A 21,321-nucleotide genomic window follows, 5' to 3' on the forward strand; every position below is an offset into this window, starting at 1 on the left:
ATGAGGTCGGCGCCGGCCTACGGCTGAAATCAAGCGCGCCCGAGTGCCACGCCCCGGCAAGCCCGACGCGCTCACATCGAAGGAGCAGGGCGCGGTGGAACGCGCCGCCGACCGCCGCGCCAACCGCGACGCCGCGATCATCGCCGTGCTGCTCTACACCGGCGCATGGGTGCAGGAGTGCGCCCGCCTCGACATCGACGACCTCGCCCTCACCGCCCGCACCGGCACCATCCGCCTGCACGGCAAGGGCGACGAAGCCCGCCAAGTCCCGGTCCCGGCACCCGCCCGCGACCGACTCACTGCCTGGCGCCGCCACCGCGGCGGCGAACCGGGACCGCTGTGGATCGGCTAACGCGGCCGGCTCACCACCTCCGGCATCACCCAGATTGTCCTGGCCGTCGGCACCGACGCCAACCTTCCCGGCCTGCGCCCGCACCGACTCCGTCACACCTACGCCACCCGGCTCCGCCAAGGCGGTGCCGATCCCGCCCAGGTGCAAGCCCTGCTCGGCCACGCCTCTCTCGACACCACCGCCCGCTACTTTCGGGCCGGTGCTGCAGAGCAGGCTGCCGTGGTGGAACGAATCTTCGACTGAAGGGCGGCTCGGGCGGCTTCACCCTTCCGGCAACGCGATCTCAGACTTCCCAGTCTGATGCGCTTACGACGACCGGCCAGGCTGTCTCCACCGCAGTGCCATCCGATAGAAGCCCGAGAGGTTGGCTCAAACCCTCGTCCAGCATCTGTTGGAGGTCCTGGTAGAGCCCTTCAACCCGACCAGCGGCGGCCTGATGAACACGCATGTAGATGTCGCTCCACACGCGCACTGTTACGCCTATCGAGGCGAACCGGGCGGCGACGGTTCTATCGTCGCGGACGACCGCGTCTCCGGCATCGATGGCGAGCACGAACGGGGCGTAGTAGGCAAGCATGTAGTCGTCGACGCTAGCCGGGATTTCGACTGGCTCCGGGCCATCCTCCACCGGGTCGACGGTGTGGACCCGCATGCCTACCTCATCCTTGGGGAACGCGGCCACACAGCCCAGGGCAATCCATGGCCGGACGCCGCCGATGGCGGCGATGGAGCGCTTTTGCTGCCGTAGCTTAGTGCGGAGCGTTGTCTCCATCGCCCGGGATCGGCCTTTCGCCTCGGCGACGACCCATCCCGACGGAGCGGGGCCGAAGAGGTCGGGACGCTTGCGCGTGTTACCAAAGGTGATGCCGTGATGGTTGGCGTACCTGTCGACGTGCATCAGGTGCGTGACGGAAAGTGCGTTGCGGCAGAACAGCGCTGTCATGGCCTGACCGAGCGCGTAGGAGAAGCCGACCAGCTCGGAGCGGTCGAGTTCCAGCGCTAAGGCGTGTTTCAGAAGTCGTGGTGGCCGGTGAAGGTCGCGGCGTGGCGGTGATCGACAACTGAAGAGGTCTCCGGTATCTGGTTCTGCGACCAAGCAAGAACGTCATACCGGAGACCTCGTGGCCACCTTAGCGGTGACGAGGCGGCACGACCTCACCGACGCTCAGTGGCAGCGGCTCGCCGCGCTGCTGCCTGCCGCGTCGGCGAAGGGCCGGCCGCCGAAGTGGGAGAAACGGCAGCTCATCGATGGGATCAGGTGGCGGATCCGGATCGGGTCGCCCTGGCGTGACGTCCCGACCGAGTACGGACCCTGGCAGACGCTCTACGGCCTGTTCCGTCGCTGGCAGCGCGACGGCACCTGGGACAAGATCCTGGCCGCGTCACAGGCCACCGGCGATGCGCAAGGCCGGATCACCTGGACAGTCAGCGTGGACTCGATGACCAGCCGCGCCCACCAACACGCCGCCGGCGCCCGCAGAGACGGCCACCTGCAGAAAGAACCACCCGGTGGCGTGCACGACGAACCCGCCGATCACGCCCTCGGACGATCTCGCGGCGGTCTGACCACAAAGACGCATCTGGCCTGTGAGCAGGGACAGAAGGTCCTATCGATGGTCGTGACCGCCGGGCACCGTGGTGACAGCCCTCAGTTCATCCCAGTCCTGCGCCGTATCAAGGTGACCCTCCTCGGAGTGGGCCGGCCCCGCACCTGCCCCGACCTGGTCCTGGCCGACAAGGCCTACACCAGCCGCGGCAACCGCGCCTACCTGCGCAAGCGAGGGATCAAGGCGTGCATCCCGAGCAAGAAAGACCAGGACGCCCACCGCAAAGCCAAGGGCAGCCGCGGCGGGCGGCCGCCGAAGTTCGACCGAGACCTCTACCGGATGCGACATGCCGTCGAGAACGGCATCGCCCGACTCAAGCGCCACCGCGGCGTGGCCACCCGCTACGACAAGTTGGCCGTCCGGTTCCAAGCCATCCTGACCATCACCATCATCTGCGAGTGGCTCTGACCGGCTTATGAAACACGCCTTAGGCGCGACCGCACCAGGCGGCCCGTGTGGTGGCGACGGACGTACGCGGGAACTAGCGATGCTCGGTGCAGCCACTCCCAGATCGAGGCCGTGCCGTAACGCATCCTGTCGCCTGGCGCCCGGCCGGTCACAAACAGGGCATGCGCAAGATCATCAACGGTGAACCGCAGGGTGCCATACCTGTCGACAACCTTATCCGGAAAGAACAATGCGTCGTATGGCGCCACGAAGGCTGGCGACTCCGTCCGGCCGGCCAACCGGACAACGTCGGCGGCGACAACACTGGCCGCAGCGAGCACGGCCGGCATAAGCTCATCGTCCGCCAGGGGATCAACCGGGGACCGCCGGGCCCCCGGCGGCCTGGCACCCTTCGCCTGGGTCGCCGGGACGAGCTGCACTTGCTCGATGGCTTCGAGGATGCGCTTGGCGTCTACATCAGGATCGCCGCCCAACTCAATGAGCCATTTTCATCGTGCGTAGCGGTTGGCTTCGACGTGGTGAAGCACGAGGATGGCCTGCACGATCGCGGTTGCGCGGCGTGGGCAGCAGCGCAGCTTGGCCAAGATGTTCCAGGTCTTGAGCGTGGCGATCGCGCGCTCACCGCGAGCGCGGATCTTCGCATGCGCCCGGTTGACGGCCTTTTGCCGGCGTGACAGCTTCGGCCGGAAGCGGCGCCGCTTGAACGGCGTATGCACGCTGCCGCGGGCACCCTGATACCCCTTGTCCGCGAAGGTCATCACGTCGGCGCTGGTCAAAGCGTCGATGATGCCCTGGACGCGGGCGGCGGTCAGGTCATGCGTCGAACCGGGCAGCGCAGCCGAAGCCCATACGAGACGCCCGACCGCGTCCGCGATGACCTGCACATTTACGCCATGACGCTTGTGCTTGCCGGAATAGTACGGCTTCTGATCGGCGACGCGGTCGATCGGGATGAGGGTGCCGTCCAGGATCGCGTAGGCCAGCAGCCGGATGCGTTGCATGGCGGTGCCAAGATTTTCGGCGGCCGCGCTGAGCAGTGCTATCGCTTCCTGGACGTAGCGCCAGGCGGTAGCGACCCCGACCTCGAAGCCGGCGGCGAGGCGGGTGTAGGTGTCGCCGTTGCGCAAGTGGGCCAGGGCGAGTAGCGCCTGCCGGCCCGGGTTCAGGCGCCGCCAGCGGGATCGGCACTGCTGGCGGTGGGCGCGGATGCGGTCGGCAAGGTGGTTCAGGGTTCGGCTGGACAACGGGATCGTGGCGGGGTAGGACAGCATGGCGAGGCTCCCGGTCGGGGCATCGGGTTTTGGTCGATTTGCTGTCCTACCTGGAGCCTCGCGCCCATCGATCACCGGGCCCGCCGCCCCTGCCCTGAGCTGCAAGCTCAGCTTGGAAAAGGCTCAATGATGGGTCCGCCTCGTAGGCTGAACGGCAGCCGGTCCGGGTTGGTGCCGTCCGGGATGAGGACGATGACTGGCTTGCCTAACCTGAAGGCGGCACCTACCACTCGGGCCAGGCTCGCCATGGCGGACCCGAACGGTACTGCAACTACGGCGTCACACGGCTGCAGGGCCTCAGGCAGCCCGTCGACTCGCAGCCGATCGGCTGGCAGGTCCTCAATGGTGGTGATGTCTAAGCTGCGCAACAGTTGTCGCACAACGGGCCGGTCGGCGTCCGTTGCCGTCACCAGGAAGACCTGCATTGATCACCACCACGGTCGTCCTTCAGCCTAACTGTGCCAGCGCAGCGTTGTGAACCCCGGCTGCCCGGACCCCGCCCGGTGCAGGGCGCCCTTGCCGTCGCCCAAGGCCCGATCCCTCCAAAAGCTCGTGAACCCGCGACTGGCTTCAAAGACGGCGACGTAGCCGGCAGCTACGCCACCGCCTTCCGTCGACCTCGCCTCGGCCAGCGGACATGCCGCTTGCCGGTAACGCTTTACAACTACCCTCAGGCCCAGATATCGCTGCTGCGGGACCTCTATCTATGGAAAGGCAGCGGAGGTCACCTCTGACGTCCCGTGGTCGTTCCAATCTGGTGCACGCTCATGCCGCTGATTAGGCGCGGCATGTCTGAGCTTGTCGGGTCGACAAGCGGGCCGTGGGAGCGGATCGGGAGCAGCTGAGACCAATGGTTGCTGAGCGGGCGTTGGCGTCACTAGGGCGGCTTGAGCATGCGGCCACGGAGTCTGACGAACGACGTGCAGGACGGTCCGGCACAGCCTGGAGGCATCAACCCGGTCGCGGGCCCGTGATCGGGGGAGCACGTTGGGAGCAACAGGGTGCCCTGAACGGCGCTGAACCACACCGAACGGCATTTGATCGCACCCAACTGCACCCACCCCTGCTGGGGCTTCGCGTTTCCCCAGGTCAAAGTCCCTGCGGCGTCCTGCTTCACACAACTGCACTCAACGGCACTGAACAGCAGTCAACGGCACTCAATATCGCCTGGTAGGGGAGTATTCGCAGCTCAAGGCGGTAAGGACCTTGTGAGCTTTCATGCCTTGTAGGTGGGCGCGGCTTGGGTGCAGCGTGGCGAAGTGGTCACCGTGTCCGAAGTGCTAACCGACACCGGGCAGCGTCGAGGGCTTTGACCTGCTGTGACGTGGATGAGCGGTCCGGCGTGACCTCCCAGAGAAGCCCGAAGTGGTCACGGTTCGCTGCGCCCCGCCTGGCTGATGCCGGCGGTCGCTTCAGGGTTCGTTGACGACGTTCAAGAAACCTTGCGCATCGACGCGTGGCTCTGGCTTCTGCGGCCCTGGTGTCGGTATGGATCCCAGGATCTGAGACTCGAATTCCACCGGCAACCCTTTGATCAGGCCTTCCTGTTCGGTGACCACTTCGGCGAGCTCGAAGGGGTCAGCTCCGGCGGGTTGCATAGTCGCTCGGGTGACATCCTCTTCTGCCGAGTTGAGTGCACTCAATCCACGTGCGGCGACCCGTCGGCAGGCCGGAGTGAAGCTGCCCGCACCCGCGTCTGCGCTCGCGGGCGAAGCGGGCAATCGCCTCATACCAGGTCTAGTTGACCCTGTCAAGCGGGCTGACAGGTTCCCCATGCGCGTGCGTGACAAGTCCTTCGACGGAAGGGACAATGAACCAATGACAGCTGGACCGGGCGTTCCGAAATACAACGTGACCGTAAGCGGCAGCGTCGGTGTTCAGGTCGGTTCTCACAATTCGCAGATCAACTTCATAACCCCCTCGTATGCCTATGCGACGTCCGACCGCAGCGTCACTACGCACAACCTGCCCTCGCCCGCGGTGGCGTTCGGAGGTCGTGACATCACGGTACTCAGTCGCCTTTTGAGTGACCGGGAGACCGGTGCGCCACCCGCTCAGGTCGTGGTGCATGGACTCGGCGGAGTGGGCAAAAGTGAGTTCGTCAATCAATACGCCCGCGCCAACCTCGACCGGTACCAGCTGGTCTGGTGGGTAACCTCGGACAGCCCCGAGTCAATCGAACTGGGACTTGCCGCCCTGACGCGTCGGCTGCATCCAACCGTGGCGCTGGCGGACGCCCAGGGGTGGGCACTCGGCTGGTTACAGTCGAACGCCGAGTGGTTGCTGATACTTGACAATGTGGAGGACTTGACCGACATCGCAAGTCTTCTCGGCCAGTTGGCCGGACATGGACGTGTATTAATAACGACCCGACGAATTCCCGGTCCTCAATGGCGGCTGCGAGGCCTTAAGAGTCTGCACCTCGACGTGCTGGACCATGCTGCCAGTGTCCGGTTGCTGGGAGAGCTGACCGGACTGGATGATCCTGACGGAGCGGCTCGGCTGGCGGCCGAGCTGGGAGGCCTACCTCTGGCGTTGAAGCAGGCTGCAGCCTACATCAGGCAACGCGATTGGATGAGTTTCGACCGCTACCACGCGCTGCTGAGGGAGCGCTTCGAGCAGTCGCTCAGCCCCCAAGGGCTCGGTGGTACGGACGATCGCAGTATCGCCACAGTGTGGACGGTGACCATGAGTGCCATCGCCGCCGCTGACGCTGTGGCCGCCAAGGTGATGGAAGTGCTGGCCTGGTTCGCTCACGAGGACCTGCCGGAGAAGGTCGTCTACCCGTTGGCCGACGACCCAAGGGACGTTCTTGATGCGCTGGCTGTATTGGCGTCCTATTCCATGATCACGCGCAGGTCAGGCACGATCTCGGTGCATCCGCTAGTGCAATCGGCTGCCCGACGTTCGATTATGGCTGACGGGCGGGCAAGTGCGGTGTGCGAGACCGCGGCTTGGCTCCTGTTGACGGCGGCACCTGAGGATCCAGTCAACAATGTCGCAGGATGGCCATTGTGGGCGACGCTGCTGCCGCACATAATCGCGCTCACGGAGCACACCTCGGATGGCTATCAGTCCATCACCACAATGGCCCTACAAGATCGGGCGGCGGTTTACCTGCAGTATCAGGGCAACGTCGGCGCTGCTATCACGACGTTCGCTAGAGTTCTGGCCGACAGCGAACGAATCCTCGGTCCTGAGCATCCACAGACACTGACCGCCCGCGCCAACCTCGCCACCGCCTACCAGCAAGCCGGCCGGACCAGCGAGGCCATCACCCTCTTCGAACAGCTCCTGGCCGACAGCGAACGAATCCTCGGTCCTGAGCATCCACAGACACTGACCGCCCGCGCCAACCTCGCCACCGCCTACCAGCAAGCCGGCCGGACCAGCGAGGCCATCACCCTCTTCGAACAGCTCCTGGCCGACAGCGAACGAATCCTCGGTCCTGAGCATCCACAGACACTGACCGCCCGCGCCAACCTCGCCGTCTCCTACCAGCAGGCGGGTCGCGCCGACGACGCCACCGTCATCGAGACGACGGTCCTAGCCGACCGGGAGCGCATCCTCGGCCCCGAACACCCCGATACGCTGACCGCTCGCGCCAACCTGGCCGTTTCCTTCTGGCAGGCTGGCCGCACTGGCGAGGCTATTGCCCTTTTCGAGCAAGTCCTCATTGACCGAGAACGGCTCCTTGGCCCCGAACACCCGGACACCCTCACAGCCCGCGCCAACCTGGCGACCGCCTACCAACAATCCGGTCGCACCGGCGAGGCTATCGCCCTCTTCGAGCAAGTCCTCATCGACCGAGAACGGCTCCTCGGCCCCGAACACCCGGACACCCTGACAACCCGCGCCAACCTTGCCTTTTCCTATTCACAGGTCACGCGAACCGGTGAGGCCATCGCCCTCCTCGAACAGGTCCTGGCCGACAGTCAGAGGATCTTCGGCCCCGAACACCCGAGGACGGTAACCGCTCGCGCCAACCTCGCCCTTTCGTACCACCAGGCCGGTCGCACCGGTGAGGCCGTCGCCCTCCTCGAACAGGTCCTGGCCGACAGTCAGAGGATCTATGGCCCCGAACACCCCGATACGCTGACGGCCCGCGCCAACCTCGCCGCCTCCTACCAGCAATCCGGCCGCACCGGCGAGGCCATCGCCCTCCTTGAGCAGGTCGTCGCCGAACGCGAACGGCTTCTCGGCCCCGAACACCCACAGACACTGATCGGCCGCGCCAACCTCGCCGCCTCGTATCGGCAGGCCGGCCGCGCCGCGCCCGGTTCAACGGGAGACGGGAATGCCTGACCCGGCCGACGAGCGTGCACTGGTATTCACCATCATCGCGAAGCAACTCGACATTCTCGGCGAACTAGTCACAACTGGTAATGACACCCCGACGGCTGGCCTTGCCTCCCACCTGGAGGGCCTGAAGCAAGCGGTGGGTCAGACCGTATTCAACATCCAGAGCACCGGAGTGACCATCTCGAACCACAGCCAACACGAAGGAATCAAAGTGACCGGCGACATCTTCAGCAACATCGGTGCAGGCGCAACGATCATCAATCGCAGCGTGCTGTCCAACTCTATGAACCGGCTGCATGAGAAAGGGCAGAGCGACATCGCAGAGGCTCTGCGGAGCGTCGCCGAATTCATCGAGAAGTCGGGCAACGGCGAAGCAGCTGAGAATTTCGGGGCCATGACTGAGGAACTCGATCAACCGGAGCCAAGGAAGGCGATCCTCAAGACGTTATGGGTAGGCACCCTAGCGGCACTGCCGGCAATCTCCGAGTTGGCCGACGCCGCCGACAAGATCAATGGGTTATTCAGCTAGTTCCTATTCCGGCGCACCTACCTGCCGGGGGCATCGCGGCCTGTCCGAGGTCACTGGGCGTTGGGTTCATCGGTGGGGCCGGCGCTTGACCGTTGCGGTTGTTTTCGTCGGGTCGGCCTTTCAGTTGCCGCTCGGTCAGCCAAAGGTGGTCGTAGTCCAGGTGGTCCCAGCGAGACCGCAGCCACTGACGCTAGGTCGCGCTCGCCTTTAGCTATTGAAATCGCAGCCCGTCGGCGAGTTGATCGCGCCACCGGGGCGCGAGGGGGTCCTGGGGATCTGGTGGCAGATGTTCGCGCGCTCGCGACATCGCGCCCGTGCGTCCGCGGTTGAATTCGAACGGTGGCGCAGTGAGGAACCGGATAGCCAGGAGGCTCAGATGGAGCAGGTCCGCCGTCGCCGCCTCCATCGCAGCCTGGGACGGCTGGTCCGACTCCGTAACAGCCTCCTCGGCGAAGAGGCAAACAGTGGCGCCTCAGGCCATCCGCTTCTGCCGCTGACCGGGCTGCCTGCTTCAGGCAGCTTGTTCGTCACGGCGTGACGGCTGGGGTGGCGGTCGCCCGGCGCCGTCGTGGATGGTAAACGGGTGAAGCCCGCGCTTGTATTGCTGCACAGCCTGTTGCTGGGTCCTCTGACCTGGGCTCCGGTGGCGGCCAAGCTGAGGGCCCTGGGCGCGGCTACGGTCGTGCCGTCGTTAGTCCACGTGGCCGATGCCGACGACCCGCCGTTTTGGCCACGGATCGGCGCCGCTGTCAAAGACAGCGTCTCCCATCTACCGCAGGACCAGCCGATCGTGCTGGTTGCCCACAGCAACGCTGGTCTTCTGGTTCCGGTTGTCGTACAGGCGGCCGGTCGTCCGGTCGTTAGCTGCTTGTTCGTCGATGCCAGTCTGCCCTCGCGTTGCGGGCCGACGCCTGCCGCGTCACCCGAACGGCTGGCCTACCTGCGGTCGATCGCGGCGGAGGGTCGGTTGCCGCAGTGGACGACATGGTGGGAGGAGAACACCATCGCGCCGCTGTTTCCCGATCCCCGGACCAGATCAATGGTCTCGGCCGAGCAGCCCCGGCTCCCGTTGAGCTACTACGAGCAGCAGTTCCCGGTGCCCCCAGGCTGGGATCATCGGCCATGCGGGTACCTGCTGTTCGGGCCGCCGTACGACCGCATGGCGCAGGAGTCACGGACGCGGGGCTGGAGCGTTGCGGAGGTTCCCGGCGGCCACCTACATCAACTCATCGACCCGGACGCGGTGACCGCTCACATCGTCACCACTACCGCAGGGTGGGGCTCACCAGCCGGATGAGCCGATGCACGCTCATGCCGCGATCCGCGGCGGCAGTGCTGCTGACTTAGCTGCATAGCGTGAAGGTCGGACGTTAAGGCGGTGCCCCGATTCGGGAGTCGCAACAGAGGATCGATCAGCTCCACCGCAGTTGCCAAGTCTGGTTCTGCGGGGCCGAGTTCGGCGGTGACTGCCGCCAGGTGCCGGTTGGCTTCATGCGCCGGCAGCGTCCGAGCCGACTCCGCCGCGAGCGCCACCACTGCGCTCAGCGGGCCCAGCCGTTCTTGTTGTGCACGATGCGGCTACCCCGGGCGAGGGATTCGGGGGCGAACTTGCCGATGTTGTGGCGCAACGCCTTAGCGATCGGATGCCCGGGCCCATGACGGGCCTCGACCAGCGGTAGGAGGCGGCGGCACTCGCGCAGCGCCTCGGGGTCACCCCGCGACAGGCGGTCGGCGAGCAAGGCGTTCTGGAGGGTGAAGCCGTCGAAGGTGTCCCGTTCACCGCGGGCGGTGAGGCGGTCGAGCAAGGCGGCGGCTTCCGGGGTTACGTCGTCGCCGTCGATTTGGCGCAGCGTGAGAAGTTGGATCTCGCACCGGGTAGTGATCGGATGATCGTCGCCGACGAACCGGCGGGCGTCCTCCAGCAGGGTGAGAAGCGGCTGTCGCATGGCGATCAGATCTTGGTCCGCGACACCGGACCAGTAGATCAACTGGTATCTGCTGAGCAGCACCGAAGTATGCTCCTCGCCCAGCTCCGCGCGCTGGTCCGCCAGCAGTTCCTGGTAGTCGCGGCGAGCTAGGTCGGGCTGGCCGCTCCGCCCGCGCCACTTGGCCAGGCTCTCCCGGATGCCGTACAGCTCGGCTTCCGGGCGAGCCCTCCGGCGCGCGTCGGCCAGCGCCTCGGTCAACTCCTCGACCGCCCGGCCGGGGCTGTCCGCCCGGCCCTGGTAGCGGGCCAGGTCCAGGCGGGCGCGGATGAGCCGGGGAGCCTCCGGGGCGAACACGGCGGAGAGATCGTCGTACAGCCGCTGCTGCTCCGCCGCGGCGGCGGCGACGGTGCCGGCCGTCGCCTCGGCCAGGATCCGGCGATGCCGGATGGTGAGAGTGGTCGCGTCGGTCGGACCCAGCTCACGGGTCGCCTCCTCGGCCAGGGACCGCCACTCCCGCAGGGCCGCGGCCGGCTGGCCGGCGACTTCTCGGCATTCAGCCATGGTGGACCGGACCCCGAATTCCGCCGATCGCGGGTCTCGGATTGCTCGTAGCGCGGTAAGGAGGTCCCCGAGTTCGGCCAGGGCTCGCTCCGGGTCGCCGGCGACAGCTCGCCAGCGAGCCCGTTCGGCGCGCAGGTTGAGCAGGTGCAGCGCGTCGACGTCGTTGCGCTCTGCCGCCTCACCGACCACCCGGTCCAGCAGGGTCAGAGCCGCGGCGGCATCGCCGGCGTGCCCGAGGTAACCGGCGAGCCTGAGCTGCAGGCCCAGGCTCGCCGTCGGGCCGGACTCGGCGAGCAGCGTCCGGAGTACGGCCACCGCCTGGTCGTAGTCACCGGCCTCGGCCAGCCACTCCGCCTGCTCCTCCCGGGCCAGACGGGTGTCCTCGTGCGCCGGTCCGAGCCGGTCCGCGCATTCCCCGGCCAGGGCGCGGAAGTATCCGGCCGCCTTGGCGGGCCGGCCGGTCTTGCCGAAGATGCGTCCGCGGCTGAAGAGCAGGGCGTGTGCGTCGGGCTCCCAGAGCGGCTCAGGGCACACCGTGCGGAGCACGTCAATGTTGGCAGCTAGACGGTCGGCGGTCGCCCGATCGGTCTCGTCGGCCGGCCAGAAATCCGCCAGGGCGTCCGCGGCGAGGCGCCCGGACAGGTGCAGTAGGCCGGGCCCCAGGGTCTCCCGGGTGACGCGCTGCGGGATGGTGTGGGTGCGGATGGTGCCGGGGGAGAGCTGGATCAGGCTCAGCGCGGCCAGGTTGTGCAGGGCCTTCTTCGCCTGTGTACGGGTGACGGGGACACCCTGCGAGGCGCTGAGCCGGGTCCGGACCGGTTCGGTGAGCAGCACGCCCTCGGGAATGCCGTTCGAGTCGAGGCAGGAGATCACCGACCATAGCGGGCGGGCGAGGCCGGCCGGGTGCCGGGCGTCGGCGCGGTCCAGGGCGAGCTGCCAGGCGGCGGCCACCGGGGTCCGGTACTGGATGCCGGCCTCCTGCGGGTCGAGCGGCATCAGCTCGGCAATGGTCTCCGGGGAGCGGAGCTTGGCCAGATAGGCGGCGCAGGTCAGCCGATCCTCGCGGAGCACCGCGGCGGCATGGCCGAGGGCGAGCGGCAGGTGGCCCAGCTCGGCGGCCAGCTCGGTGGCGGCGTCCAGCAGGCCAGGGATCTTGAGCGAGCGGAGCTTGTTGCGCAGGAAGTGCGCGGCTTCCTCGAGCGTGTAGACACCGACGTCGACTCGAGTGGCGAAGGCGTCGACCGCCGAGGTGTCCCACCGGGTGGTGAGCAGCGTCAGGCCGGCCAGCCCCTGCGGGATCAGGCCGTGCACGTCCGCCGGGTGAGCGATGTCGTCGAGCACCACGACCCAGGGCTCGTCGGTGCGGGCCAGCCAGCCGAGCAGCTCGTCGGCGGTGCTCTCGTCGTCGCCGCCGAGGTCGAGCCGGAGCTTCCCGGCCGCCGACCGGTAGGCGCTGAGAACCGCTGTCCGGGACGTCGCGGTCACCCACAGGGCGATCCGGGCGCGATGGGCGCGGAATTCCTGCGCGGCCAGCTCGGTCTTGCCGACACCGCCGTCACCGACCAGGACGATCGGCATGCCCTCGGAAACCGCGTCGGCGAGCCGGCTACGCCGGTCGACGGCGCCGTTGATCGTGGCGGGTTCCCGCCCGTAGGTGACCGGCCAGCGGACCGGCGCGATCGCCTGCTGGACGTTCACCGTCATCGAATTGTTGGAGCCGGTCATCACTCCGTACGAATCGTTGACGTGAACGTCGTACTGCTCAGTCATCGATCGTGTAGTGCCGGGTGGCCTGGTGACCGTCACCGACCGTTATGTCCCGGCTGTTGTTGATCGTGACGTTGAACTTCCCCGCCGAGGCGGGCGTGGCGGCGGGCGGTGGCGCGGAAGTGGCCGGCCGGGATCCGGCGGTATCCTGCAGCAGGTGGAGCTTGACCACGGCCGCGGTCAGGCTGCCCGGGTGCGCCGGGTCGAGGATGCTGAAGTGGTCGCCGGGCAGCATCGCGGTGTCCGGGAAGGTGCCCTGCGCCGGAACCTGCTTGACGATGTTGTCGCTGTTGCCGCCGTAGACGTGCAGCGGGATCGGGCACTCGCGGTCGCTGACCATGCTCGCGTGCACGATCTGGTTCTGCACGGTCCGCCGGGACGCCGCCACGCTCCGGTCGAAGATCTTGAGTTCCTCGGCCTGCGGATTGAAGCGGCGCCCGACCAGAGCGCGCAACGAAGCGAGGAAGTCGGAACCCTCGTGTGGGCAGGCGAGCGTGGTCAGCGACCGGACCCGGGCCAACTCCCGGCCGCGGCCCTCGTTGAGCATCCAGGCCAGGAATCGCAGCAGGATCAGCCCGCCCTGGCTGTGGGTGACGAAACTGATGTCACCCTCCCGGGCGTGCACGCTCAGAAACGGCCGCAGCGACTGGGCGATGCTGTCATAGTCCGGGATCCGGGTCAGCGCGCCGATCCGCGGCAGCCTCGGCGACTCGTAGCCGAAGCGGTGCACGGTGAAAGCGGACAGCTCGGGGTCGTCCGCCCAGGTCGCGTGCAGTTTGTCCCACGTCTTCGGAGACGAGAAGATGCCGTGGATCAGGATGACATGCCCGCCGGCCAAGGGTTCCTCCGCGCCGTCGCAGTGCTCACTCGCCGCCCAGCGTAGAACCCCAGGCCCCCGGCCGGGCGAGCGCCAGCGACAACCGCCGACCGTCGGAGCATCGCTACTCGCCCAGGAGGTAGGGATGCGGGTCGTCCTCGTCGCAGAGTGTCCAGTCCTCAATGCCGGCCTTCCCGGCCTCGTGCTCCAGCGGGATCGCCGCGACGATCAGAACGTCGATCGGGTCCATGCCATCTCCATCGTCACCATTCGATTCCGCGGCGCCGGACCTCGGCATCGTGGTCCTGCTCGCGGCTCTCCCGCTCGTACGTGTCGGCCAGTTGCCGGAGGATCCGCTGCGACCGAGGCCAGCCCTCGGCCTGTCGTTCGTATTCCCGATAACGCTCGACGAGCGTCCGTTCCTGAGCGCCGCCGTCCCGGGCGCCTCGCCACGTCACCCCGCGCCGGTTGTAAAGACCACCCCAGAGACCATTGTCCATCGCGTCGCTGCCGGCGTCCTCCAGCACCTCGCGTACGGCCAGCGGTGGCACCGAGCCGTCCTCGTCCGGCTCGGCGAAAGCGAGGACGGCGCCGATCTTCCCGTCGGCGAGGCGCAGCCGGCCCGAGGCCGACAGCCGTCGTCTCGCCTCCTCGACCCAAGCCGCGAGGGCCTCGGCGTCGATGGTCCCGTCCGGGCCGGTGCCTGGGCAGCAGCGCCAGGAGCGCAGGACCTGGGAGATGGCGCGGATCCGGGCGACCTGGTCCGGATCGTCGACGGTCTCGTCGGAGCCCTCGGCCCGGAAAGCCGTCTCGACGAGCTCGGCGAAGAAGGCCGGGTCCTCGGCGAGGCGGGCATGGATCGTCGGCGTACGGGCGTCGTAGCGCAGGAGCGGGACGAGGCTCAGCTCGATCTCGGTCACCCGATGCGCCCCGAGCGCGTCCCGGTGACGTTCGAGCAGCTCGACGACGATCTGCAGGTCGTATCCGGAAAGCCGGCGGTCGTCCTCCGCCGACCGGACGAATCCCTCGCAGGCGGTGGCCGCCTCGACGGCGATCTCGCGCGTGTCGACCTGTTCGGCGTACATCGCGATCAAATCCAGGGCCGCCGCGAACTGGCCCACGCTGAGCAGGCCGGCCGCCGCCTTCGTGACACCGGTGAACTCCGGGCCGAGGCCGTTGACCCCGAACTCGCGCCAGTAGACGGCGGCCGCCTCGGGACCGGGATTGGTGTTCTCCGGATCGCGCCGCGCCAGCAGCAGCCTCGCCCGCGCAGTCGGATCCGAGGTGCGGTCGAGGTAGTCGGCGCCGCGCCAGATCCGCAGCGCGAAGTACTCGAACGCGATGTCCGGCCGGCTTGCCGGGCGGTCCTCGGACAGCCAGGTCAGCAGCACGTCGTCGTGCTCGGTGGACGGCGACTGGGCGAGGGCGGCCCCGATCAGGTCGCCGTTCCCGGTCCGGTCGGCCAGCGCTACCAGCGTGTCGAGACCACCGGAGGCCAGGATCCGGGCCACCGCCTCGGCCCGCAGCCGCGACAGCTCGGTGAAGTACTCCGCGCTGGACCGTCTCCTCGTGAGGCCCTCTGGCTGGGGCCACCGGTCGCCGAACAGCCAGAACGTCTGGTCGGCCGGTTGCGACGGTGCGAGCGCGTCGGCGGCCCGCCGGAACGGCGCGAGTTCGTCGGCCGACATCGCCCACGGCGCGTCGCCGACGTCGATGTGCAGAGCTATCAGTTCGCGGAGCGCCTCAGACAGACGCCGCCGCATCTCCTGGTCGTCGACCGAACCTGACAGGGACATCAGCCGTTCCACGAAGCCGGAGCGCTGGTCGTCGGGCAGGTTGTCGGACAGCGGGATGAGGGCGAGGAAGCGTTCCGGATCGTCGTCGAGGTCGTCCAGGGTCAGGCTGGCGACGTCCCGGAAGGCGGCGTAGGTCTCGGCCGGAGGCGGTGCCCCCGGTGTCGGCCAGTCCCGCAGGAGCGGCGTCGGGTGGAGCGTACCGATGGTTCCGTGCCGGGCCGACCGGAGCAGGTCGAGCAGCAGCATCCGGGCGACCTCCGGCTGGTCGCGGAGCATCCGCTTCAGGGCGCGCAGCCGGACCGGTCGGGGTGCGTTGGTCTGGGGCCGTGTGACCTCGAAGATGTCGGCGAGCGAGGCGCCCGGCCGGTCCGGCTGATCGCTGCCCGGATCGGCCGCGGCCATCCGGGCCAGAGCCTCGACCGCACCGCCGAAATGCTCGGTCGGCCAGGCGAGGAGCTCCAGGGCCGCCCGGGAGGAGGGGCGGCCGGTCCGCACGGCGTCGAGGAACGCGGTGGGGGATGCCTCAGCCAGATACGTCCACACGTCCGCGAGGGAGACGTTCGCCTGGCTCATAACCTCACGCACCACCCGGTGCACGAGGTCGGCCGAACCACCGCGGACCGCGAGGACGATCAGCGACTCCGCGATGCCGCGTCGGATCGCCAACGACCCGCCGTGCGTGGTGAGGACGCGGACCGCCAGGCCGGCGAATGCCGCCCGATCCTCCTCGGTGAAGCTGGGCGCCAGCAGGACGATGGTGTCCTCGGGCGCCTGCACGTACCACCGCTGACCCAGGTGCCCGAGCATCGCCGTGTCGGGGTCTGCGGCCGCCTGAGCGGCGATCTCGGCGATCTCGGCGTTATCCACCCCGGTGAACTCACTGACGATCGCCCGATCGCCGTCGTGATCGCCGTGCCAGCCGCCCAACAGCGCCAGCCGCCGGAGGCGGACATCGGCCGACCGGGCCCAGGGCGGGATCGCGAGCGAGCGGTGTTTGGCCAGGGCCCGCCACAGCTGGCCCAGCCCACGCCGGGCCAGGACGCCGAGGGACCGGGGCCGGTCCGGCTCGATCGGGGCGGCCAGTTGCCTCTCGACCTCCTCCTCGTCGAGCGCGGGCACTTTCACGGCCGGGCTCGGCACGAGCTTGCCGTACACCAGGATGGTGTGCGGGCGCCGGAGCGGGATCTCGTTCAGCGGCAGGCTGGTCGGCACGGCCAGGATCCGCGGCTCCTGCGCCGCCAGGTGCGCGCGGAGGGCCGCCTGACCGTCGATCAGCAGCGTGCGATCGCCCAGCGGCGTGCCGTTCAGGGCCGCCGCGATGAACGCCTTCAGCTCCAGCGCGCCTAGCTCGCCCCCAACCTCGACGACGGCCGGACCAGTGTCGAGCGCGGCGCACAGGGCTGCGGCCTGCTTCTGGCGCCCGGCCAGCACGATCTCCGCGCCGAGGGGCGGGTCGGTGAACGGCAACCATGTGTCGTTCCACCACTCCGTCAGCGGGACGCCGGGGGTGGGGAGCCCGTAGTAGTGGTTGTGCTGAGTGTTGCCGTCGCCGACCTGTATGCCGGAGCTGTTGCTGATCATCGGATACGATTGTCCCAGGCGCGGGTTGGTGTGGCGGCTGGATTCCCCCGGGATGGTGATGACCGGGGAATGAAGGCCATCATTCCACCTCGGGTGGCCGGCATCCACGCCACGGCCGGTGTATAGCCGCAGCACCCCCACCTGGGATCCCCAGAAAGGGATTAATCCCAACAGCGGCGGTCTCTGACGAAACGGTGCTGAACTAGGCTGCCAGGTCCGGCGGTCCGTCCCTTTGGGGGTCCTCATCAAGCAGGCCTCTTGCCCGCACACCGGGCGGGACAGCCAGCCGCCCAGTTGACCGCGCTGCTGGCCAGGGCACGGCAGCGGATAGCCGACGTTGACGACGCGCTGCGCCGGGTGGACGCGGCGACCCACGGCGTCTGCGAGCGATGCGGGCAGCCGATCGGCGATGAATGGCTCGCCGCGCGGCCGTTCGCCCGCTTCTGCTTGGCATGCGCATGGGGCATCAAGGAGAGTGAACACTGGGGGCGCTCACTAATTCTAGCGGAGCGTTTACGCAGGCCACGACCTGATGCGCTCAACTGCCGCCCTCCGCGCGGTTGCAGTTGCACGGTTGGGTCCGACTGGGTTATTTTTCGGGAGCCCGCTCATTATGAGCGGGCTCCCCGGAGCCTGGCCCGACTCGAACGGTGCTGCCACCCCTGGCTCAGTGACGCGCGGTACCGGCGCCGCGCGTTGGGCAGGCCGGCCTCGAAGCGTAGTTCACCCAGGCCCAGCCAGGGGTATCCGCACATGCCGCGGACCGTGCGCCGCGCAGCGTCACGATCGCGTGAGTCAGGTGCCGTCCGGTCGCGTCGGTGACAGGGCGGGGGATCGCCGATTGCGCTACGGATTGGCGGTCTGCCGGATGAACGACAAGACCCTCGGCAGGACGTAACAGAACTCGCCGCCACCCCATGAGTCCACGAGGCCACCGGCTCGTTCCATCGCGTCCCAAAATGGCTCAGTCGAGCGGATGATGTCCTCCGCAGTAGCCGGATCGATGTCGATGGCAGCGCAGACAGCCGCCGTCAGCTCCGCGCGAGATTCGGCGGGCATGTCCTGCAACGGATCATGAGGCATCCGCAGAAGCTACCTCAGGCGAGGTGCACGCTCATGCCGCTGATAGGGCGCGGCATTCCTGAACACGTCCGGTTGACGAGCGGGCCGTGGGAGCGGGTCGGGAGCGACTGAGCCTCACGGTCGCTGGCCGGGCGCCGACGCCAGCCAAGGCCGCTCGGGTAAGCGGCCACGATCGCTGACGAACGACCGGTAGGACGCCCGTTCCAGCCTGGCTGTAGCAACCCGGTCACGGGCCCGGGATCGGGGGAGCCGGTTGGGAGCAACAGGGTGCACTGAACGGCCCTCAACCGCACCGAACGGCACCCAACGGTGCGCAACTGCACCCACCCCTGCCTGCGGCTTCTCGTTTCCGCAGGTCAGACTCGGTGTGGCGTCCTGTTTCACACAACTGCACTCAACGGCAGTGAACAGCAGTCAACGGCACTCTATGTCGCCTGGTAGGGGAGTATTCGCAGCTCAAGGCGGTAAGGGCCTTGTGAGTGTTCATGCCTTGCAGGTGGGTGCAGATTGGGTGCAGCGTGGCGAAGTGGTCATCGTGTCCGAAGTGCTCACTGGCTTTGGGCGGAGAGGGGGCCGTGACCTGCGACGATGCTGGGGAGCGAGTGGCAGTGAACTCCCAGAGAACACCGAAGTGGTCAGAGCGCGCTGCTCCCAGTCCTGCTGGTGCCGGCTGCCGCCGGGGATCCGTGACGCCGGTCGAGAGGGCCCTGCCGTATCGACGCATGGCTCTGGCTCGTGCCGTGCTCGCGTCGAGTTGATTCCGAGGGTTGAGACTCGAATCCCACCAGCAACGCGCTGGCCAGCGCTTCCTTGGCGATGACCTCTTCGGCGTGCCCGAAACCGTCAGCGCCGAAGACTCCGCCTCATGGGTCGGCGACATCCGCTCATGCCGATGAGCGGATGCCATATCGGATGATCGAGTGAGTGACATTTTGATCACCGTGAGTACCCTGCGTTAGTGGCTGGTAAGAGGTTCGGTGGCCGAGGGCAGCGCCTTGGGTGGGGTTTGGGACTCCTCTTGATGTGTGCCGTCCTCTTCGGGCTAGCCAAGTCCTTTCATGCCAACGACGTACTGGAAGGGCTTGACAAAGTTTTCAGCGTCGTCGGGGGCTTATCCGGCTTCCTCGGGCTCGTTCTGACGGTCCGTGCGCTGCCGTCTGCTATTGGCCCGACCGGTACTCCCGGCAGGCATGCGGATCCGGCGGCGTTGGACGGACTGGCTGCTGCGGTGGAGCAGGTATGGCGTCGGGAGCTGAGCCGCCGGCGGCTTGCCAACCCGCATCCTCTGCCCGTCGCCTGGACCACGGTCGGCCCGCCGATCGCCGATCACTGGAGCAATATCCGCAGCGACGGCGACCCGACGCCACTGAACCTTGACGGGTGCCTCGACCTCCGACACACCGACGCCCTGCACCAAGTCCTCAGGGACAAACGATTGCGTGGCAGGGTCGTCATCCTCGGCGAACCCGGCGCGGGCAAAACCTCCCTGCTGCTACGCGAAGCCCTGCAACTCCTCCAGGTGCGCACCCCAACCGACCGGGTGCCAGTGCTGCTGCGCCTACCCACATGGAACCCCGACGAGCAAACCCTCGAACAGTGGATTAACAGCCAGCTCGCCACCGAATACGGCTACCGCAGCCCCATCCCGACTCGCCAACTGCTCCCGCTACTCGACGGCCTCGACGAGATGCCCGCCCCCCGCCGGGCACGCGCCGTCCAAGCGATCAGCAACACGTTCGACCCCGACCAGCCACTCGTGCTGACCAGCCGCACCACGGAATACCTCGACACCCTCACCACATTGCCCGACACCACGATGGCCGCCGCTGCCGTCCTGGAACTCACCCCCATCCACGCTGACGTTGTACGCGCATACCTGCCACAGACCACCAGCCGGCCCGCCGACTGGGAAGCCACATTCAACCGCGACACCACACAACATGACGGCCGACTGGCCACCGCACTCAACGCACCTCTATGGATCGACCTCGCCCGCATAACCCACACCGACCCCGACCAACCCGACAACCAACCAGCCAAACTCCTCGACCTGCCCGACACCGAAACCATCCACACCTACCTCCTCGACCGGCTCATCCCCGCCGCCTACCCCGACCCACCCGAACCAGACCCCACAGGCCACACCTGGCAGCGCGCAGACGCCGACCGATACCTCCGCAACCTCGCCAAACACATGCACCGCCGCAACACCCAAGACCTCGCCTGGTGGGAACTCGCCCGCGCCGTTCCCCTCCATATACGACGCGCGGGCGGGCTCGCGTTCGGGCTCGCGGGCGGGCTCGCGGTCGGGCTCACGTTCGGGCTCACGTTCGGGCTCGCGGTCGGGCTCCTGGTCGGGTTCACCGGCGGGATCCTGGTCGGGCTCGCGACTCCCACTCAACGGCAGATTCGCTGGCGTCGGTCGAGCCGGCCGTTGATCCATCGCATAGGATCCGGGCTCGCGGTCGGGCTCGCGGGCGGGCTCGCGTTCGGGCTCACGGTCGGGCTCGCGGGCGGGCTCGCGTTCGGGCTCGCGTTCGGGCTCACGTTCGGGCTCACGTTCGGGCTCGTCCAGGAATTCACCACCTTCTTCGACAGCGGCGACGCCGACATCGCGGCGTCCGACCCGCTCGCACTCCTGCGCAACGACCGGCGTCGAGCGCTGGCAGAGTCGCTCGCGGTCGGGCTCGCGCTCGGGCTCACGCTCGGGCTCGCGTTCGGGCTCACGTTCGGGCTCACGGGCGGGCTCACGTTCGGGCTCACGTTCGGGCTCACGGGCGGGCTCACGTACGGGCTCGCGACGAACTCATGGTGTGCGTTTCAGTACGCGCGGCTGTGGTGGTGCACTCGAAACGATCTACCCTGGCCAATCATGGCATTCCTCGCCGATGCCCACCGACGAGGCGTACTACGCCAAGCCGGCGGCGTCTACCAGTTTCGACACGGCCTGCTCCGCGATCGGCTCAACTAACACGACGACGAGACGCACGGACATGCCGCCTTCCGGGCGTACTGACCAGCAGGGCCGATACTCGCCGTCCGAGTGCCAGATCCGCTCGAACTCGACACCCGTGATCTCGAAGCCACTCCAGTCTTCATCCGAGTCGTAGAGGCTGGCTTGGCCGAGGCCTCCGTAGCGGTCTTCGCCGCACCTGGGCCCATAACGAAGGACGTGGCCTGCGTCGTACACCTCGATCTGGCGGACGGGCCAACCGTCATCGCCAACCTCGAGATACCAGAGCGAGTGGCCCCAGTCGTCGAACTCATCGCCTCTGGTCTCGTTCCAACGACGGCGATAGAAGCGGTTCGGCACGGCGGC

Annotated in this window: 16 protein-coding genes and 1 pseudogene; 8 read left to right on the forward strand and 9 right to left on the reverse strand. The window is 67.7% G+C overall.

What is annotated here, in order from left to right; translation table 11 throughout:
- Positions 1-145: 145 nt before the first annotated feature.
- A pseudogene (locus tag PVK74_RS30535) lies at positions 146-595 on the forward strand (tyrosine-type recombinase/integrase).
- 40 nt (positions 596-635) lie between these two features.
- Here PVK74_RS30535 and PVK74_RS30540 read toward each other — a convergent pair.
- On the reverse strand, positions 636-1,295 hold the full coding sequence (locus PVK74_RS30540; RefSeq protein WP_274477814.1) for a hypothetical protein: 660 nt from the start codon (positions 1,293-1,295) through the stop codon (positions 636-638).
- Positions 1,296-1,473: 178 nt separating this feature from the next.
- On the opposite strand from PVK74_RS30540, the gene PVK74_RS30545 reads away from it, so the two are divergent.
- Entirely contained in the window at positions 1,474-2,367 is an 894-nt protein-coding gene (locus PVK74_RS30545; protein WP_274477815.1) for an IS5 family transposase, read from the forward strand.
- Between the two features lie 488 nt (positions 2,368-2,855).
- Here the strand turns inward: PVK74_RS30545 and PVK74_RS30550 are convergent, their stop codons facing one another.
- The gene (locus tag PVK74_RS30550; protein WP_274477816.1) at positions 2,856-3,638 is read right to left on the reverse strand and encodes a transposase family protein; all 783 of its coding nucleotides are present in this window, start codon (positions 3,636-3,638) and stop codon (positions 2,856-2,858) included.
- A 107-nt stretch (positions 3,639-3,745) separates the two neighbouring features.
- Positions 3,746-4,063 carry a hypothetical protein gene (locus PVK74_RS30555; RefSeq protein ID WP_274477817.1) on the reverse strand — a complete coding sequence of 106 codons (318 nt, stop codon included), beginning with the start codon at positions 4,061-4,063 and terminating at the stop codon, positions 3,746-3,748.
- 1,348 nt (positions 4,064-5,411) lie between these two features.
- On the opposite strand from PVK74_RS30555, the gene PVK74_RS30560 reads away from it, so the two are divergent.
- The 4 genes from PVK74_RS30560 to PVK74_RS30575 all read left to right on the forward strand — a co-directional run bounded on the left by PVK74_RS30560 (position 5,412) and on the right by PVK74_RS30575 (position 9,766).
- Positions 5,412-7,943 (forward strand): tetratricopeptide repeat protein, encoded by a 2,532-nt coding sequence (locus PVK74_RS30560; protein ID WP_274477818.1) that lies wholly within the window; start codon positions 5,412-5,414, stop codon positions 7,941-7,943.
- On the forward strand, positions 7,936-8,469 hold the full coding sequence (locus PVK74_RS30565; RefSeq protein ID WP_274477820.1) for a hypothetical protein: 534 nt from the start codon (positions 7,936-7,938) through the stop codon (positions 8,467-8,469). Before PVK74_RS30560 ends, PVK74_RS30565 begins: the two co-directional genes overlap by 8 nt.
- Before the next feature lie 376 nt (positions 8,470-8,845).
- Entirely contained in the window at positions 8,846-9,007 is a 162-nt protein-coding gene (locus PVK74_RS30570) for a hypothetical protein (RefSeq protein ID WP_274477821.1), read from the forward strand.
- Positions 9,008-9,052: 45 nt separating this feature from the next.
- Positions 9,053-9,766, forward strand: coding sequence for an alpha/beta hydrolase (locus PVK74_RS30575; protein WP_274477822.1), 714 nt, complete (start codon positions 9,053-9,055; stop codon positions 9,764-9,766).
- 244 nt (positions 9,767-10,010) lie between these two features.
- Here the strand turns inward: PVK74_RS30575 and PVK74_RS30580 are convergent, their stop codons facing one another.
- The 4 genes from PVK74_RS30580 to PVK74_RS30595 all read right to left on the reverse strand — a co-directional run bounded on the left by PVK74_RS30580 (position 10,011) and on the right by PVK74_RS30595 (position 16,919).
- Positions 10,011-12,728 (reverse strand): hypothetical protein, encoded by a 2,718-nt coding sequence (locus PVK74_RS30580; protein ID WP_274477823.1) that lies wholly within the window; start codon positions 12,726-12,728, stop codon positions 10,011-10,013.
- On the reverse strand, positions 12,721-13,563 hold the full coding sequence (locus tag PVK74_RS30585; RefSeq protein ID WP_274477824.1) for an esterase/lipase family protein: 843 nt from the start codon (positions 13,561-13,563) through the stop codon (positions 12,721-12,723). The genes PVK74_RS30580 and PVK74_RS30585 overlap by 8 nt, the downstream gene beginning before the upstream one ends.
- Before the next feature lie 103 nt (positions 13,564-13,666).
- Positions 13,667-13,792, reverse strand: a complete 126-nt coding sequence (locus PVK74_RS30590; RefSeq protein WP_274477825.1) for a hypothetical protein — start codon at positions 13,790-13,792, stop codon at positions 13,667-13,669.
- 13 nt (positions 13,793-13,805) lie between these two features.
- Complete coding sequence (locus tag PVK74_RS30595; protein WP_274477826.1) at positions 13,806-16,919, reverse strand: hypothetical protein; 3,114 nt, start codon at positions 16,917-16,919, stop codon at positions 13,806-13,808.
- A 357-nt stretch (positions 16,920-17,276) separates the two neighbouring features.
- Here PVK74_RS30595 and PVK74_RS30600 point away from each other — a divergent pair, with 357 nt between their 5' ends.
- Positions 17,277-17,741 (forward strand): TraR/DksA family transcriptional regulator, encoded by a 465-nt coding sequence (locus tag PVK74_RS30600; protein ID WP_274479332.1) that lies wholly within the window; start codon positions 17,277-17,279, stop codon positions 17,739-17,741.
- A 24-nt stretch (positions 17,742-17,765) separates the two neighbouring features.
- Here the strand turns inward: PVK74_RS30600 and PVK74_RS30605 are convergent, their stop codons facing one another.
- Positions 17,766-18,002, reverse strand: a complete 237-nt coding sequence (locus tag PVK74_RS30605) for a hypothetical protein (RefSeq protein ID WP_107162202.1) — start codon at positions 18,000-18,002, stop codon at positions 17,766-17,768.
- A 1,021-nt stretch (positions 18,003-19,023) separates the two neighbouring features.
- Between PVK74_RS30605 and PVK74_RS30610 the strand changes: the two genes are divergently transcribed.
- On the forward strand, positions 19,024-20,973 hold the full coding sequence (locus PVK74_RS30610; RefSeq protein ID WP_274477827.1) for an NACHT domain-containing protein: 1,950 nt from the start codon (positions 19,024-19,026) through the stop codon (positions 20,971-20,973).
- Here PVK74_RS30610 and PVK74_RS30615 read toward each other — a convergent pair.
- Positions 20,911-21,315: a hypothetical protein gene (locus PVK74_RS30615; protein WP_274477828.1), complete on the reverse strand. Its 405-nt coding sequence runs from the start codon at positions 21,313-21,315 to the stop codon at positions 20,911-20,913. The two genes, PVK74_RS30610 and PVK74_RS30615, sit on opposite strands and share 63 nt — an antisense overlap.
- Positions 21,316-21,321 lie beyond the last annotated feature (6 nt).

The sequence above is a fragment of the Micromonospora chalcea genome, assembly GCF_028768405.1.
Lineage (GTDB): Bacteria > Actinomycetota > Actinomycetes > Mycobacteriales > Micromonosporaceae > Micromonospora > Micromonospora chalcea.

Excerpts from the sequence above, each read along its gene's own strand:
- PVK74_RS30540 (WP_274477814.1), bottom strand. The coding sequence starts at position 1,295 with ATGACAGCGCTGTTCTGCCGCAACGCACTTTCCGTCACGCACCTGATG.
- PVK74_RS30550 (WP_274477816.1), bottom strand. The coding sequence starts at position 3,638 with ATGCTGTCCTACCCCGCCACGATCCCGTTGTCCAGCCGAACCCTGAAC.
- PVK74_RS30555 (WP_274477817.1), bottom strand. The coding sequence starts at position 4,063 with ATGCAGGTCTTCCTGGTGACGGCAACGGACGCCGACCGGCCCGTTGTG.
- PVK74_RS30560 (WP_274477818.1), top strand. The coding sequence starts at position 5,412 with ATGCGCGTGCGTGACAAGTCCTTCGACGGAAGGGACAATGAACCAATG.
- PVK74_RS30565 (WP_274477820.1), top strand. The coding sequence starts at position 7,936 with ATGCCTGACCCGGCCGACGAGCGTGCACTGGTATTCACCATCATCGCG.
- PVK74_RS30570 (WP_274477821.1), top strand. The coding sequence starts at position 8,846 with ATGGAGCAGGTCCGCCGTCGCCGCCTCCATCGCAGCCTGGGACGGCTG.
- PVK74_RS30580 (WP_274477823.1), bottom strand. The coding sequence starts at position 12,728 with ATGACTGAGCAGTACGACGTTCACGTCAACGATTCGTACGGAGTGATG.
- PVK74_RS30590 (WP_274477825.1), bottom strand. The coding sequence starts at position 13,792 with ATGGACCCGATCGACGTTCTGATCGTCGCGGCGATCCCGCTGGAGCAC.
- PVK74_RS30595 (WP_274477826.1), bottom strand. The coding sequence starts at position 16,919 with ATGATCAGCAACAGCTCCGGCATACAGGTCGGCGACGGCAACACTCAG.
- PVK74_RS30605 (WP_107162202.1), bottom strand. The coding sequence starts at position 18,002 with ATGCCTCATGATCCGTTGCAGGACATGCCCGCCGAATCTCGCGCGGAG.
- PVK74_RS30610 (WP_274477827.1), top strand. The coding sequence starts at position 19,024 with ATGTGTGCCGTCCTCTTCGGGCTAGCCAAGTCCTTTCATGCCAACGAC.